The sequence below is a fragment of the Scytonema sp. UIC 10036 genome, from assembly GCF_009725235.1.
This window is the reverse complement of record NZ_WJFC01000017.1, coordinates 39568-55910: the sequence shown is the minus strand read 5'-3', so window position 1 is coordinate 55910 and position 16343 is coordinate 39568. Positions and strand designations below refer to the sequence as shown.

Here is a 16343-nt window from a genome sequence, read left to right as displayed (position 1 = left end):
ATGATACTATCACAAAATCAAAGTTATCTGAACGGTGTTTTTTCGTCTCTAATCATAAACTTTTGAAGATTTGTGCTAAGTAACAATTATTACAATTAGATGATGGAATCACCTGCATCAATGACATTCAATTATGATTTAGTGATTAAATCATAATTGCTGAACAAGGGGGTTCTACAATTATCTTTTTTAGGTATATTAAGAAGATGTGAATTTGTGATTTAATCATAATTATGAGAAACAACAAAGCATCATCTAAGAACAACCGAGGAGGAAAACGAGAAAATGCTGGTAGAAAACCAATTTGGAACAATCCTGACACTTGTACTATTCGGGTTCCCAAGATATATGCTCAAAAAGTAATGCAGCTAGCTCATCAGCTAGATTCTGGGGAAGAATTTGATAATGACACAAAATCAAACTCAGTTATTCAAGCTATTGATACCAATATTCAACCAGAACTAAAAACGAAAGAAATAATGACAGAATCTTTACTAATTAACCAATTACATGAGGATATTGATAATATCACAAAATCAATTTCTCCAGAGCTTGCTATTTCGATGGCCAAAAAAATTCTCCGGCATAAAAAGTCAGCAAGAATTTCAATTGCCAAACTAATTTCAAAGCTTTACAACCAAAATATATCTCCAGACTCTTTGAAGTAAGAAGTTTAATTAGTAAAAAATTGGGGGTTCTACTATGATTACTAATATAGAATTAGAAAAGCTTTTTTATGATGTAGATGATTTCTGTCAAGAATTTGAAAAAAATTGGAAAAAAGAGTTGCTTGAAAGTGGTGAACGAAAACGTCATCGGAAATTAACTTTATGCTTGAGTGAAGTCATGACGATAATTATTCATTTTCATCAATCATCTTATCGGAATTTTAAAGATTACTATACCATGCACGTATGTACTTTTTTATCAAGATAAAAAACCTGACTTGAATCTAACTCCAGAAGATTTAGCAGCGTTACCAGAAATTAATTTGTATGAAGAGGACATCAACGCTTTAATTATTGTCTAGTCGTGCATCCTTAAAGTCAACTTTTCAATTCACACAATTTCTACTTTAATTCATCTCAAACGGCGCAGCGGAGTTGTGTTTATACTTCCATGCCTAAAATTTTCTCCTCTGACTATTTTTCTTACCTCACATCTTGCATTAAAGTATTAATACTGAATACCCAAATTTTTAATAAACATATATTTTTATCAATAAGACGAAAAATATAGATTTCTAGCCTGCGTAAGCAAGCTTCGTTTGTATAGCCTCACCCAACGAGTGTGTAGGTGCAAGATATTAGTTACGTCGAACTCAGGTGAGAAAAAGGGCGTTGAAATGCATATAAATCTAGCAAGAACCATGAAAAACATTCTTGCCCACGCCCAGAACGCGCGTTTACACCCTACTGTCACTGATGCCCTCTATCTTTTCTTAGATCGTGTAGGCTAGACCCTAGAAAATAAACCGCTTCGGCAGGGCAGAAATCCTTACGCCCGACCAAATTAATCTCCTATTTAACGAGGGGTTTGTCAACCCGCGCGATCGCGCTCTGTTTGGCGTGTGTCTTTATGCTGCTTGCCGAATTAACGAAGCCTGTACGTTGGCAGTAAATGATGTGTTTGGCAGCAATGGTGTCAGGGGGGTGTTGGTGCTGCGTAGCGTCAACACCAAAGGCAAGCGAGACACCAGGGAAATCCAAGTGCATCCGAAACTAAGGCAATATTTAGAAGAGTACAACCCTAACCGCCGCAAGGAGTTTTTGTTTCCGGGGCGGCATGGGTTGGGGCATATCCACAAGGTTAGTGCTGACAAAATCCTCAGAGATACCTGTACGCGGCTGGGCATTGAGGGCGTTAGTACCCACAGTTTCAGGAGGACGGCGTTAACCAGGATGAGTGATGCGGGGATACCGTTGCGCCATATACAGGAGATTTCCGGGCATCGGACTTTGGCAGCTTTGGAGCGTTATCTAGGGGTAACTGAGAAGCAGAAGCAAAACGCTATCTCTGCTTTGGATTTTTGAATTTTAGTTACCAAACATTTCTAGGATCTGCTCACCATCTTCCCCAGGGCAGGCGCATCATGTCAATAAGATTAGCCTATTCTCAATAAGCTCAAAAATAATGTCATTAAGCTCTGCTTGTTGACAAAGATTTTAGCGATCGCATTAAGACTTGGGAAGTAAATCAAACGATAAATCCTGATTTTTCTTTGGGTCTTAATCTTAGTTGCGCTCAAGAGTAATTTAGATACGGTTGCCCTGATATAACCAACAGTTTTACTTTCTTCTTTATCTTGACAAAGTGTGTTGTCTACGGAGACTATGACAACAGGATGCTACATCGACTTTAAAAACTGTCTCTAAAATCGATATTCAATATTTCGGTTCTTCCGTACTTAGTGGGCTAATTTCATATAAAACTTTTTTGAAAGCTTTGTGTAGTCAGCTTTTTAAGCATTATCTAAGCTAGATCGATCCATAAAGCACTTAATCACCGCATTGAAATCCCATACAATCAGGTTCAGATACGAAGCTTATTGATAATTTAGCCCACTAAGTACGGAAGAACCTTATTGTTTCGGCTATAGAACAGTTAACATCTCGTCAAGATTTAAGCTTTTTAACTTTAGTGAGTTGGCTGAAAGTCTTTGAGTCAGTAGAGCCTTTTTTGAAACCTTCTTGTGCTTGGTGTCCTTATTGTTATCAAGTCTGGCGAGAGCAAGGGGAAGTTATTTATATTCCCTTACTCTGGTTAATTGCATCTGTTAAATTTTGTCCCCAACATCGGATTTTTTTAGAAAATACCTGCCCCTATTGCCATCAAAAAATGTTAAATTTTTGCCAACCGGGATATTGTTCTCATTGTGGAGAATGGTTAGATCAAAGAAAGCCTCCCCTTAATTTGGCTAATCATTTTTTCTCGGTAAAATATTTTGAGAGTTATCAACGAAACGTCTCTTACCTACAAGAGTTCATTGCGATTACACCTTCTTTATCAAAACGTCCTCAGTTTAAAGATGTCTATTTGTACCTCCATGAACGTTGCGCGCATCTTGATGAACAGGAGTTAAAAGACCTTTCTTTTTCCTTTTGGCTTAGCTCCTACTTAATTGCTAATCCTCAACGCTGTGACAATGCTTATAGAAGAGGCGTTTCTTTACATTTTCTCTCTGAAGTTTTCCGTTGTTTTAATATTACTCCGAGTCAACTTTTCCTTTAATTTTTCTTCATGTTATTTCTTCCACCTTTTTGGAAGGTAAAGTTGGACATCTCTTTTTGGAAGGTAAAGTTGGACAACCTGGCCAGAATCTTCTTCAAGTCACACTGATAACCAACTCCTCACCTTCCCTTTTTTTATTTTGTGCGTGCGCGTTGCAATTAGGTGCTTTTACACAGGTGCCATTTGCCGATCGAGCTTGGTCTCTCGTCCATCTCGTTGCACGGATTGAGCTTTGTCATAGCTCTCCATCAGGGCGCGGTAAGGCGGCACGATGTGGTCAACCGCAACAGCGGCAAACTCCATTGCGTCCGGACGGTTCCACGTGTTCATGAGTTCGCTCATTACTGCGTAAGCGTCGATGGGCATGGCTCCCGCCTGGACGACGCGGGCCAGAGTGAGGTCGGTCGCCATCTGGCTCCAGTTGCCAGAAGCGTCAATGATCGTGAAGACCTTGTAACCAGCGGCCAGTGCGCTCAGCGTCGGAAACGCCATGCACACACTGGTGAGAGTTCCGGCGATGAGGAGAGTCTTTCGCCCGGTCTTCTCGATAGCATCTACCCAAGCTGGGTTATCCCAGGCGTTAATCTGTCCTGTGCGCGGAATGTAAACCGCTTCAGGATTGTGCTGGTGGATTTCGGGAATTAGGGGACCATTGGGACCATCGGGCACCGAAGCAGTCGTGAATGTCGGAATCTTGGCGAGTCGGGAAATCTTGGCGAGCGCCGTGACATTGGAGCGGAGGACTGGGAGTTCGATGTCACGCACAAGTTGGAATAGTCCGCTCTGATGATCGATCAGCAGCAGCACGGCGTCGTTGGGATCGATCATTGTGTCGATGGTGTGGCTCATGGGTTTATCTCCTTTTTTATTCAAATTCAATCAATGTCATTTTTTCCTAGCTATCTGGGGCGTGTCCAGTTCTAGTACTCAGCTTCTTTCAGAATAAGTTCAATATAGGAGATCGCCTTCAAGCTGTCGTCTACAGCAAGTTAAAATTTTTACAGTATAAATTGATAGAGTAACCATGCCATCGTGGAGTAGAAGGCTGGCTCTAACTCAAGTTAGAATCCCAATTCTATCGAAAGTACATCCTATAAATTAACAATGCCGCGTTTAACGGCAACAATCACAGCTTGAGTGCGTTCGCGAAGCGCAAGCTGTACCCAGTTTATCGCTGACATCTAGCTTATTCAAAATCCGATTAACATGAGATTTAACCGTGCCTTCACCGATGCTCAAAGCAGCCGCAATATCAGCATTACTCATCCCCTGTGCCAGTGAACGGAGTACCGCCAGTTCTCGTTCACTCAGTTCTGGATTGCTGAGCCGCTGTACCAACTTTGCTCCCACATCGGGCGGAATGTACTTCTGACCCCGATGAACGGTACGAATGGCATTAAGAAGTTCGTCCGGTTCAGTTTCTTTCAACAGGTATCCTTTTGCGCCTGCCTGCAATCCCCGGTAAATATCTTCGTCACTATCATACGTGGTCAGTACAATAATCCGAGCAGATTTAACAGTAGCACAAATTGCACCAATGGCGGCAACTCCTTCCACTTCAGGCATTCGCAGATCCATTAGCGTTACATCTGGTTGGTGTTCCCGAAAGGCGGCGATCGCCTGTTCACCATTTTCAGCTTGGGCAATCACCTGCATATCTGGGTCACGGTTAATAATCGTGGCTAATCCTTGCCGAAAAATAGCATGATCGTCTGCAATCAGAACCCGAATGGTTATGGCTTGGCTCATCGTGACGCTACTCCCAATTGACGGTGACAATAATTTCTGTTCCTTGTCCAGGTTGACTCCTAATCGTGAGTTGTGCGCCGATGCGCTCTGCCCGTTCGCTCATGCCGAGTAAGCCAAAACCAAGAGAGGCTGAAACACTTCCAACTCCAAAGCCCTGTCCATTGTCTCTCACGCGCAAGCAAAACTGGTCGCGATCGTAGACTAGCTCCACTCGAATTTCGTCAGCATTGGCGTATCTAATCGCATTAGTTAATGCTTCCTGCCCAATCCGTAGTAAGTTATTCTCGACTTCAGTGGGCAGAGAATACACTGCACCCTCAATCTCATAATATAAGGTGGTGTCAGTTGCAGCAGCCCTGATTTGAGCGATGAGACGATGGAGAGCGCTCTGTAAACTGCCCTCCTCCAAAAGCTGAGGACGGAGCGCAATTACCGATCGCCGCGCTTCAGTCAGTCCAGTTCGCGCCAATTCTTTGATCAGGTCTAGGTGTGCCTGAGTTGCTTCTAAATCATCCGTTAGCACCTGTTTTGCAGCTCCCACCTGAGCCAGAATGCCTGTAAACGCCTGAGCGAGTGTGTCGTGAATTTCACGCGCCATGCGGTTGCGTTCTTCTAAAATCGAGGCTGCTTCTGCTTGCTTGCGATCGTTAATGTCAACGTGGGTTCCCAACATCCGCATGGGTTGACCTGATTCGTCCCAGGCAACAATTTTGCCAACAGAAAGAGTCCATTTCCACTGACCATCCTGGGTACGCTGGCGACACTCTACTTGATAGCTGGGGATTTCTCCAGCAATGTAAGCACGGTAGGTTGCGACAACTGATTCTCTGTCATCAGGATGCAAACGAGCAATCCATTCAGAAATGGTTTCGTGGAATGTTGCTGGATTGTAACCCAGCATTAAAGCGTATTCTGGGTTAACAATTCTTTCTTCAGTTTTTAAATCGAGATCGTAGAGTCCTTGATTTGAAGCGGTTAATGCTAAGCGTAGTCGTTCTTCACTCGTTTGTAGAGCGACTTCTGCTCGTTTGCGATCGCTAATATCCGCAATCACCCCTTCGATGTAGTCATCGTCTACATTCAAATAAGAAGAGGAAAGTCCCCAGAACAATGTCCCATCTCGTTTTCGCATCTGTACTTCATAGCTTCGCACTTCCCCATCCCGCTTCATCACCTCAATGGCGTGTTGGCGATCTCTGGGATTTACAAAAAAGCCGATGGTGTGTTCCAGCCCAATAATCTCCTCTGGTGAATCAAAGCCAAACAGATTGGCAAAGCGTTGATTGGCATCGAGAATTAATCCATCCGAGAGGCGGGTGCGGTAGATGCCAACCTGCGAGTTTTCAAAGATAGTTCGGAACTTGGCCTCACTGCGTTGTAGTGCCTCTTCTGCTTGTCTACGTTGGGTAGTGTCATTGCCAACCGATAAGATTTCAACGACATCTCCCTGGTCATTGAAGATGGCTTGATTCGACCAGGCCATCCAAACTCGCCGTCCGTCTCGACACAGATTTTCACCTTCGCCTTGCGGGTACGATTGAGGATTACGAAGTAAATCGTGGACCATGGGTCTCACATCGCGTCCAGAGAGTTCGGCTTCTGGAATGATGGTTTCAAATAAGGTTCGCCCTAAAATCTCATGTTCTTCATAACCTAGGAGTTTTACCCCATAATCGTTGATGTATCGAATCCGTCCTTGCGGATCGTAGCGAATGATGACTGAATTCGCAGTTTGGATCAGGTTACGGTAATTGGCTTCACTTTGTCGTAACGCAGCAGTTCGTTCTGCGACCTGTTGCTCTAAAGTGCAGTTGTAGTCGGCTAGGAGTTTCTCGGCTTGTTTGCGCTCTGTAATGTCCTGAAAGGTAGCGATCGCATAAGTGATATTGCCTTGTCGATCAAAAACTGGTGTTCCCCGTGCCTCAATTAGAATTGAGACACGATCTCGACGAATTTCTATATCTTCAGTCCTAATGCGTTCGCCCCTTAATGCCCGCACAGTAGGCAAGCTCTCCGCTGGATAGATTTGATCCGTTCCCGCTACATAAAGCTGATAAGCCTCTGGTATCTGCTCCGGTGCTATGGAAGTATCAGTTTCTTTGCCCAGGAGTTGATTGCCGCATTGGTTGGCATAGTAAGGGCAACCCGTCGCATCCACGATCGCAATTCCCACCGGAATCGCTTCGAGGAACTGGGTGATCTTGCTTTCCTTAGCCCGCAGTTCTGAGTAAAGGTTGGCATTTTCGATAGCGATCGCTGCTTGAGTCGATAATAGCTGCAAGACCTGCGATCGCTCTGGTGTAAATACTCCAGCTGCTAACCGATTTTCTAAATACAATACACCGACCAGCTTGGCTTGATTCAGCAACGGCAAACAGAAAATAGATTGAGGCTGGTTCTGTTGAATGTATGGCTCATTAATAAAAGCACCTTCACGAGTCGCATCATTTAAGGCGACAGGCTTCAGAGTCCGAATCACATATTGAATGATTGATTCTGGCAATCGATCGGCAATTGAAATAGACTGTAACACCTGAGTCGCACAAGCATTCTCATCGGCATTGAGTTCACAAGCCGCTTCAATCGACCATTCTCCTGAGTTTTCTAAAATCAGATATCCGGTTTGTGCGCCAGCATTCTCAATTAAAGTTTGCATCAGCGATCGCAGCAATTGCTTCAGTTCAATTTCACGAGAAATCGCCTGTGAAGCTTTCATCACTGCTGCTAAATCGAAAGCAGTATGGAAGGGATTAGTGATAGTTTCAGCAGTAATAGGAACTGATGCGGAAGCGGCTCTAGACGACTGGGAAAAGAACTGTGGATAGCGTTTTTCTAAGTCTTTAACTTTAGCAGTTGCGCCCCAGCGATCGTAGCAATAGTGCGCCTCTTTCATGTAGGTCTGAGCAATCTTTTCCCGACCTCGCGCCAGATAATGTTTAGCCGCTAATTCATAAGCTAATGCTTCTTCCTGAATATACTCATTTTCAGCAGCACCTGCGATCGCCCGTTCATAAAACTCTTCAGCCTCAAGAAATTGCCCTAAGACTCGCGCTTTCTCTGCCTCGACTAGATAAAATTTATGTAGATAATTCATTGGGGCGTGTTCTGCCCATTTCTGCATTTTTTCTTGGTTGGTGTTAACACAGTTTAGCCAAGCTACTTTTTCAGAGTTTGAAGCATCAAGCAATAGGCTCAAAAGCGCTAGAGAATGGTAGAAACAGAATACAGGTAAAAACTTTATTGCTGACGCTTCTTCAAAATGTTTCCTTGCCAAAATAGCAGTCTGTACAGCTTGATAATATTCTTCAAATAGATAACACAGTATAACTTTGTGCAGATATAGCATTTGAATTGCAATTCCATCTTTAACTGCAAGGGCGTGTGGTAATGCCTGCTCTTCATTACACACCCGACCAACTAAGCGACTAGGATTAAGAGACCTATCTAACAAATTAAGAATGGTCTGCCACACTATTGCAATCCAAGTCGAGGGATTTTCTCGTCTGATTTGTCCGCTCGCTTTGCTGTAGGTTGCCGTTTTTTGTTCCAATTGGGTGAGTTCCTCACCAACAAAAAACGAGCGACAACATACATTATATAAAGCATAGCCAGCGAATTCAAAGTCTCCAGTTTCCACTCCGTTTTGATAAGTATCAACCAGAAATGGTATTACTTTCCTAAGATGTACCTTCCACTGCATGACATTTTCACTAAATATCTGTAATGCTTTAGCCTTGCCTTTTTTGGTATCCAATCGTTCTACCAAGCTTAGAGCCAATTGACCAAATTTATAGCCGAGTTCAATGTCTTGAACAACTCCACATAAAACAAATCCGTAGGCAGCATAACTCGGTGGTGACCAAGTAGCATTGCCGTAGTTGATTGATAAATTCACCATTTTGCAAGCAATCAGCATCATCAGTTCTGATGACACCGTATATGCAGCACCCATGATATTCGCCAGGATATACATTGCTGAGCGCGGTTCTGGTGCGGTCATCTTTGGTAAATTAATTAAGTCTTCGATTTCTCTTCCAGTTAATAGTGCAGCCGTTGACTCCAATTCTTTTTGAACATCTAACTGACTTGGAGTTTCTAGTAAGTTTACTTCCAGGAGCTTTAACACTTCCAATCCAATTTTAAGTGCTTCTTTCAGGTTGCCCTGTGACAAATATCTTTGAATTCTGCTATCGTAAACCTGCACTTTGTCAACCACTGTCTTAGCGCGATCGAGTACCACTTCTACCAACTGTTCCATCTCATCAAAGCGACCCTGGAGATACGCCGCTTCTGCTGCTTGTGAATACAGCGCTAAGGTCAGGTCATACTCACTCTGCCAACTCTCTGAATTGAGGAGTTTAAACCCTGTAGTGAAATACTTAAAAGCTGGTTCATAAGCCGTTGCTGCCTTTGCTTTCTGACCTGCCATTAAATTCAATCTGGCAATTTCAGTTCGTTCCGATCGAGCAGTGACTAGCTCAAGTCCTTGATTGAGATGATCGATGATTTCAAACAACCGATCGGATCGTTGCTCTGGTGAAGTTTTTTCGAGTAAATTGCGACCGATTTGGAGATGAACAGCTTGTTTGTGCGACTCATCAATCAAAGCATAAGCAGCTTGCTGTACCCGATCGTGCAGAAACTTGTAGTCTTGAACTAACAAGTTTTCGTCTAATTCAGATAGAGGTTGAATTAATCCAGCTTGTATTGCAGCTAGTAAATCTAGAGAAATTACTTTCGGCGATTTTTCACAAGCGATCGCTAACGTTTCTAAATCAAATTCAGATCCAACACAAGCGGCTAAGCGGAGAATTTGCCGTGTTTGTTCCGGCAGTTTCTTCAACTGGAGCAACAGCAACTCTACCACATTATCGGTTATATTTCGGGCTTGAATCTGAGTAATATCCCACTGCCAGTTCAACTGTTGTGCATCAAATTTCAACAGATTTTCGCTATACAGCATTCGCAAAAATTCACCGGCAAAGAAAGGGTTGCCCTCGGTTTTACGTAACACTAATTGGGCTAGGGAACGAACGGTGTCAGTATTGCAATCTAGCGTCTCGGCAATCAATTGATTCAACGATTCCAACGCTAAGGGTTTCAGGATTATCTCCTGAAGCACTGCCCCTTGTTTTTGCAGTTCTAAGAGCGTTAATACCAATGGATGCGTTGGAGCCACTTCCGAGTCTCGATAGGCTCCAATCAAAAATAGATATTGTGTCTGCTCGTCGAGTAATATTAACTCGATTAACTTCAGCGTCGCGGAGTCGAACCATTGTAAATCGTCTAAGAAGATGACCAGGGGATGTTCTTTTGAACAAAACACCCGCACAAAATTTTGAAAGATTCGATTAAAGCGATTTTGAGCTTCAGTTGCTCCAACTTCGGGTACGGGTGGCTGTTTGCCAATAATTAATTCAACTTCAGGAATGACATCAATAATGATTTGCCCATTGCTTCCTAAAGCTGAGAGCAGACGCTCTTGCCACTGTTGCACTTGCTCATCCGGTTCCCCCAGAAGTTGCTGCACCAACTTTTGCAAGGCATCCACAATGGCGCTGTAGGGAATATTGCGCCTGAATTGGTCAAATTTACCCGATATGAAATAGCCGTGCTTTGCTGTGATGGGTTTATAGAGTTCTTGCACCAATGCTGTTTTGCCAACGCCAGCGTAACCAGCAACGAGCATGAGTTGGACATTGAATTGAGCATTTTCTATGCCTGACTCTAGTTGACAAATTTCGCCAAACGTCTCTTTTCTAACCACTCTGTCAAACGCCGCCAATAATGCTTTAGTCTCCGCTTCTCGTCCATACAGTTTTTGAGGAATGCAAAACTGTTCTGAAACATCTTGCAGTCCCAACGACATGGCATTGATCTGACCGATTTCTGCCAGTTGTTGAGCAAAGCGTTCTAGATCCGCTTTGATGCCCCAGGCACTTTGATAGCGATCCTCCGCATTTTTCGCCATTAACTTCAAAATTATGCCTGAAATGGGTTTGGGAATCGTGGCGTTCAATTCATGCGGAGGAATCGGCGGTTTGGCAATATGGCAATGAACTAGCTCCAGGATGTCTTGAGTGGGGAACGGTAGCTGTCCAGTTAACAGTTCGTAGAACGTTACGCCCAGCGAGTAGAAATCGGTGCGATAGTCGAGCATCCGGTTCATCCGCCCGGTTTGCTCTGGCGACAAATAGGCAAGCGTGCCTTCTAACACATGGGGACTTTTGAACGTCGGATTGGTGCGGTTAAAGCGGGTGGCAATACCAAAGTCAATAATTTTGACAACGCCAGTATTCGGATTCAGGACGATGTTGCCAGGATTGATATCTTTGTGAATGACTCCACCAGCATGAATTCTGCCCAAAATATCTGTGATATCGATTGCTAATCGTAAGAAATTGGATAAAGGTATAGGACAATAGTTTGGTTGCTGCCGCATCCATCTTTCGATAGATTCTCCACCGAAATCTTCCAAGAGAATAACGAGCGTGCGCTGATAGTCTTGCTGACTATATGCTTTGATGACTCCTTCCTCTTTGAGGGAACGGGTAATTTCATATTCCTGCCTATAGCGAATGAGTTCTTCAGGAGAGGGATAATCTTGCTTAAGTAGTTTGACGATGATTGCCCGACCATCCTGCACCCTGATACCCCGGTACACAACAGATGCTGAACTTGAATAGATTTTGCTTTGGATGGCGATCCCAGCTAGAGCAATCATTGAACTCTCTCCCGATTAGTACCATGGGTTGTGTTGCTTTAACTGCGCTCTGACAAGCCATTGACTTGACTAAAACTCGCTTTAAGCAACCACTCCAAAAATTTGAGTTCCGAACTCTACAGCCGCGCTAAAATATTTCCTTTAGTATACAATACCTTATTGATTTCAAAGCTTAGTAACGTTTGGAATATCCGCTACCACCATTTCCCCGTCTACCACCACCAAACGAAGAACCTCTATCTTCCTTGGGCTTAGCCTTATTCACCTTGAGGTCGCGACCCATCCATTCAGCACCGTCAAGACCCTCAATTGCTGCTGTTTCTTCTGCATCTGATGACATTTCTACAAACGCGAAACCTCGCGGACGACCCGTTTCTCTATCTGTAGGGACTTGGACGTTTTTAACAGTTCCATACTCGGCAAAAACTTGCTTGAGGTCATTTTCTCCAACCTCATAGGATAGATTACCAACATAAATTGACATAAAACATCTCCAGAATCATACGGTGTAGAGAGTTAGATTCGGAGAAACACTTGTCAGTAGATAAAAACAAACTGCGTACCGAATTTAATCCTAAAAATTTAGCGTAACACAAAATTAGAATTTACGTGGTTAACGGTTGTTTAATTATTGACTGGACTTACGTAACTGCCTTTCAAGAGCGATCGCAGTTACTTTTAGATAACGCTCCTTCAATGCAAAAGCCCCAGCCATCAAGCCGGGGAGAAAAGATGAGAGTTTTTAATAGCGAAATCACTCTTCTTAACTAGCACTAAAAGCAACCAGAACGAGAGTAACAACAAGTAATGTAGCAAACACGCCTTGGATAACATATTGACGCTGTTCCCAAATTGCAGGGTATTCAGCAAAGTGCATTTTTGGCTCGGTTGGATAGTTGTTGAGAACGCCATCTTCGTTAACAGTGGTGTACATAGCTCGTTTCCTTATTTATTAACTTATGTAAATAAATATAACAATGCTGAAACCCACGAATAATAAAAAAAAAAGCTCAGTTACTAGACCGGGCATTCTCGTAAATTAATGATTGCTTCCTAACTCAAGGGCGGCAATGGGAAATCATAACCAAATCGCCTGTCTGTCAGCAGACCTTGAAGCGCAAATCCCCTATACTACCCGCATGCAAGTCATGTGAGAGAGGTATTTGCTCTGCCTGCTCGCCCTCACTTTATGCTAGTTGCGTAAGTCCTGTATAAATAACTCTATCTAGTTTATTATCACTGTGCCAACAAATTATTTGGTTAACTGATAGCATACAAATCACCTCAGTTGCGCTCGGTCAGTCTAGTTAGATTAAGCAACCCATGGTCGTTAAAATTGAGTTTTAATAATTACAAGTTTTTTTCTAGAGTGAATTGGTTGATGTAAATCAACTATTAATTCTCGTGTTTGCAACATATTTCTAACAATTGCTAAGCTGCCACCTGTTTTCAAACCATGTTCGACATCACACCTCGAACAAATGTCAGTTAATGTGTCCTGACTTTGAGTCAAATATTGACTTAAAAGTTTTTTGGCTTGTTTGACTGAGTCTTTTGACAATCCGAGTGCATCCCAATCAACGCCAACACGTATCCATTTAAGATTTTTCACTACTTCTAGAGGAATATCATGTTCAGTTACAATCCCCCAGCTAATATTTCTTCGCTCCCAATATTGACGTTCGATCTCTAACTTCTCTATGGTTCGTTTATCATCCAGTTGATTTTCCGGTTTAACTGTGCGAGCTTGATAGCAAACACCCAGATTTTGTTGAACTTCTATGTAAAAGTCCGTAGTCATCACAATCGGTTCTTTAGTTTTTGGTAAGATTGGGTGAGCCACACCAATATTTGCCGCAATTTCTAAAGTTTCTGATAATGGCAGCATTGGGTATTGTTCTCTTATATCCGTGACATTTTTTGCCCAATCTAAGATATAAAAATAATTGCTTTCGATTTGACTGAAAAACTCATGTCTTCTCCGCGTTGTGATTCCCAAAATCCTTTTGCTTAAACCAATCGAACTGACATCTTGAATCGTCAGCCACGGTTTATAGTCGGCCCCACGTCCTTGACCTCTACCTTGTTTTAGACGTTTTTCGATAACTGAAGAAGTTGTCGAGTGAGTACTGTCAGCCATTGTATTCGCCTCTCTACAGAACTCTTTCTGAAATTGTCATTTGACAGAAATAGCTGAACTATTAAATATTTAATTTGAGCACCTAGAAGCTCTTTTTATCAAACGGGATTTTCCGGTCTTTTTCCAAATCACACTCATGTATTCTGGAAAAACAAAAACTGACATCCCTCACATTTTTTTCGGAATTCAACACCTAAAAGCTAACCCGGATTTATCACAACGTTTCTCAACGCTTTGTAAAACTTAGATTTCTGCGTTTCACACGCTCACCAAAATCTGACTCACCAAAAATGCTCAAAATCTATTCTCAGTAAAGATTCCGGTGAATCCAGTCGCTTAACTTGTAAGAAATGTGGGCTAATTTTTCTACTTTGAGCAATGCTTGTTAATTTCTAATTTACAATAAAATCATCAGATTCTAATAGTCACCACTAATAAACTCAAGAAAAATTTATTCTCCGAAGCTAAAATTCATAACATTTGCTAACTAGACTATTAGGCTGTCAAAGTTAGTTTGATGGGTAACGAAAAGGGATAAACTAAATAAAAACTAAGCCTAAGCGCTCGCGGTTATATCCGCAAGTAATCCAATGAGTAAGAAGTATATTGTGAAGCTGACACCAGAAGAAAGGCAAATTCTAGAACAGTTGACAAAGAAGGGTAAATCGCCAGCCTACAAAGTCAATCATGCACGAATCCTGTTAAAGGCTGATACCAGTAGTGAGTTGGGAGGTTGGACAGATGAAGCAATAAGTATTGCATTAGATATCAGTATACCGACAATTGAACGTGTACGTCGATTATTTGTTGAACTTGGAGTAGAAGCAGCCCTGAGCCGACAAACATCGCAAATTAAAAGTAAGAATCACAAACTTGATGGTGAACAAGAAGCACATTTAATTGCTATTGCTTGCAGCCAAGCGCCATCCGGACGAACTCGTTGGACATTGCGTCTTTTAGCCCAGCGCTTAGTCGAACTAGAAATAGTTGAAAGTATCTCCCACGAAACTGTGAGACAGACATTAAAAAAAACGAACTTAAACCTTGGCTCAAGGAATCATGGGTTATTCCACCAGAAGCCAATCCAGAATTTGTCTACCACATGGAAGATGTCTTAGACGTGTATACTCGTCCCTATGACCCTTTGCGCCCAGTCGTTTGTTTTGATGAAAGTAGTAAACAGTTGGTACAAGAAACTCTTGAACCGCTACCAATGGAGCCTGGGCAAAATCAACGCTATGACTATCAGTATGAAAGGAACGGAGTTTGTAATATTTTTATGTTTTCTGAACCTTTAGTTGGATGGCGACATGTAGAGGTAACTGACCGACGTACCAAACTTGATTATGCTCAACAAATGAAATATCTAGTAGATGTGCGTTATCCTGATGCTGCACTCATTACAGTTGTTCACGACCAACTTAATACTCATGTTCCTTCGTCTCTTTACCAGGCTTTTGAACCTGCCGAGGCGAAACGTATACTTGACAAACTAGATTTTCATTATACTCCAAAACATGGTAGTTGGTTGAATATGGCAGAGATTGAATTCAGCGTTTTAGCGAATCAATGCCTCGACCGTCGCATTCCTGATAAAGATTCTTTGCAACGAGAGATCTACGCTTGGGAACAAAAACGAAATCTTGATTCTCGTATTATTAATTGGCAATTTACAACTGCTGATGCACGGATCAAGCTCCAGCGTCTTTACCCATCAATTCAATCTTGACAGCCTACTATCCTGTTTGTAACGAATATAATCGTCAAAAATGACTATCTTTTGTTGAAATTTATCAAACATTATAGGAATTGGTAATAACACGCTTGTGTAATGAAGCTACACTCCGAGATTATAATACTCCCATGCCTTAACGGTTTTCAGAGCTTATGACAGTTACTTAAGAACTACATTACCTACAATAGATCCACATTACCTACTTAAGAACTACATTACCTACTTAAGAATTACATTACCCATGTACAGTAACAAAAATGGCGCAAATTCAGCAGCAACCTTCGAGCCTACCGCCTCGAAAACAAAGAGATCCAAGCCTTGCACGAAGCAAAGAGGAATTACTACAGAGGCAAGAAGAGTATATTGGAGAAATGGTAAAGTCCGCTGCTCGTGAATCACTTCGTGAAGGAACTATGAGACCGATATCGGTACGTATTGGACGAGAGGGCAAGATAAAGCTCCATGAATTACAAGATCGATTGCGTGCAGAACAAAAGATTTTACTGAACATGGCATTTGCTTATGCGTATCACGAGGCAAAACGGAACCAAGTATCAGTTCATTTCCTGAGAACAAAAATTGAAGCCATAGTAAACGATGAAGAGAATGTATTATTCGAGATTGACGAATCTACTCTTGACATCCTTTTTGATTCTCGTATCCAAGATGCACAGTTTATTTATCTAAATGCCGGAATTGATTTGCTTTACTCTCGTCTAGTCAAGCTGAACACTGCATCTGCCATTTGGGATTAATTGCATTAT

At 42.3% G+C, this 16343-nt stretch carries 11 protein-coding genes and 1 pseudogene; 6 read left to right on the top strand and 6 right to left on the bottom strand.

Features of this window, described 5'->3' with window-relative positions; translation table 11 throughout:
- Positions 1 to 233 precede the first annotated feature (233 nt).
- The 3 genes from F7734_RS10710 (at position 234) to F7734_RS10700 (ending at position 2033) form a co-directional block, all read left to right on the top strand.
- Positions 234 to 668 carry a hypothetical protein gene (locus F7734_RS10710; RefSeq protein WP_155744652.1) on the top strand — a complete coding sequence of 145 codons (435 nt, stop codon included), beginning with the start codon at positions 234 to 236 and terminating at the stop codon, positions 666 to 668.
- 34 nt (positions 669 to 702) lie between these two features.
- Positions 703 to 936: a hypothetical protein gene (locus F7734_RS10705; protein WP_155744651.1), complete on the top strand. Its 234-nt coding sequence runs from the start codon at positions 703 to 705 to the stop codon at positions 934 to 936.
- A gap of 533 nt (positions 937 to 1469) precedes the next feature.
- Positions 1470 to 2033, top strand: coding sequence for a site-specific integrase (locus F7734_RS10700; protein WP_166481840.1), 564 nt, complete (start codon positions 1470 to 1472; stop codon positions 2031 to 2033).
- A gap of 1366 nt (positions 2034 to 3399) precedes the next feature.
- Here F7734_RS10700 and F7734_RS10690 read toward each other — a convergent pair.
- From F7734_RS10690 to F7734_RS10675, 4 genes and pseudogenes are all read right to left on the bottom strand, one after another.
- A complete protein-coding gene (locus F7734_RS10690; protein ID WP_155744649.1) occupies positions 3400 to 4080 on the bottom strand; it encodes an isochorismatase family protein in 681 nt (226 codons plus the stop codon).
- 242 nt (positions 4081 to 4322) lie between these two features.
- A pseudogene (locus tag F7734_RS10685) lies at positions 4323 to 4980 on the bottom strand (response regulator transcription factor).
- A gap of 7 nt (positions 4981 to 4987) precedes the next feature.
- Entirely contained in the window at positions 4988 to 11704 is a 6717-nt protein-coding gene (locus F7734_RS10680) for a PAS domain S-box protein (RefSeq protein WP_155744648.1), read from the bottom strand.
- A 172-nt stretch (positions 11705 to 11876) separates the two neighbouring features.
- Positions 11877 to 12188, bottom strand: coding sequence for an RNA-binding protein (locus F7734_RS10675; RefSeq protein WP_155744647.1), 312 nt, complete (start codon positions 12186 to 12188; stop codon positions 11877 to 11879).
- Between the two features lie 125 nt (positions 12189 to 12313).
- Here F7734_RS10675 and F7734_RS10670 point away from each other — a divergent pair, with 125 nt between their 5' ends.
- The gene (locus F7734_RS10670) at positions 12314 to 12475 is read left to right on the top strand and encodes a hypothetical protein (RefSeq protein ID WP_155744646.1); all 162 of its coding nucleotides are present in this window, start codon (positions 12314 to 12316) and stop codon (positions 12473 to 12475) included.
- Here F7734_RS10670 and F7734_RS10665 read toward each other — a convergent pair.
- Together F7734_RS10665 and F7734_RS10660 are read right to left on the bottom strand one after the other, a co-directional pair.
- Positions 12468 to 12638: a ssl1498 family light-harvesting-like protein gene (locus F7734_RS10665; protein WP_155744645.1), complete on the bottom strand. Its 171-nt coding sequence runs from the start codon at positions 12636 to 12638 to the stop codon at positions 12468 to 12470. The two genes, F7734_RS10670 and F7734_RS10665, sit on opposite strands and share 8 nt — an antisense overlap.
- A 396-nt stretch (positions 12639 to 13034) precedes the next feature.
- Entirely contained in the window at positions 13035 to 13844 is an 810-nt protein-coding gene (locus tag F7734_RS10660) for a TnsA endonuclease N-terminal domain-containing protein (RefSeq protein ID WP_155744644.1), read from the bottom strand.
- A 590-nt stretch (positions 13845 to 14434) separates the two neighbouring features.
- Between F7734_RS10660 and F7734_RS10655 the strand changes: the two genes are divergently transcribed.
- Positions 14435 to 15573, top strand: a protein-coding gene (locus F7734_RS10655; protein WP_155744643.1) for an IS630 family transposase whose coding sequence is annotated in 2 segments (ribosomal slippage) — positions 14435 to 14876 and positions 14876 to 15573 — 1140 coding nt in all. Because the reading frame shifts where the segments join, the coding sequence is not laid out codon by codon here.
- 263 nt (positions 15574 to 15836) lie between these two features.
- Complete coding sequence (locus F7734_RS10650; protein ID WP_155744642.1) at positions 15837 to 16334, top strand: hypothetical protein; 498 nt, start codon at positions 15837 to 15839, stop codon at positions 16332 to 16334.
- Positions 16335 to 16343: the final 9 nt, after the last annotated feature.

Excerpts from the sequence above, each read along its gene's own strand:
- F7734_RS10710 (WP_155744652.1), top strand. The coding sequence starts at position 234 with ATGAGAAACAACAAAGCATCATCTAAGAACAACCGAGGAGGAAAACGA.
- F7734_RS10705 (WP_155744651.1), top strand. The coding sequence starts at position 703 with ATGATTACTAATATAGAATTAGAAAAGCTTTTTTATGATGTAGATGAT.
- F7734_RS10690 (WP_155744649.1), bottom strand. The coding sequence starts at position 4,080 with ATGAGCCACACCATCGACACAATGATCGATCCCAACGACGCCGTGCTG.
- F7734_RS10680 (WP_155744648.1), bottom strand. The coding sequence starts at position 11,704 with ATGATTGCTCTAGCTGGGATCGCCATCCAAAGCAAAATCTATTCAAGT.
- F7734_RS10675 (WP_155744647.1), bottom strand. The coding sequence starts at position 12,188 with ATGTCAATTTATGTTGGTAATCTATCCTATGAGGTTGGAGAAAATGAC.
- F7734_RS10665 (WP_155744645.1), bottom strand. The coding sequence starts at position 12,638 with ATGTACACCACTGTTAACGAAGATGGCGTTCTCAACAACTATCCAACC.
- F7734_RS10660 (WP_155744644.1), bottom strand. The coding sequence starts at position 13,844 with ATGGCTGACAGTACTCACTCGACAACTTCTTCAGTTATCGAAAAACGT.
- F7734_RS10650 (WP_155744642.1), top strand. The coding sequence starts at position 15,837 with ATGGCGCAAATTCAGCAGCAACCTTCGAGCCTACCGCCTCGAAAACAA.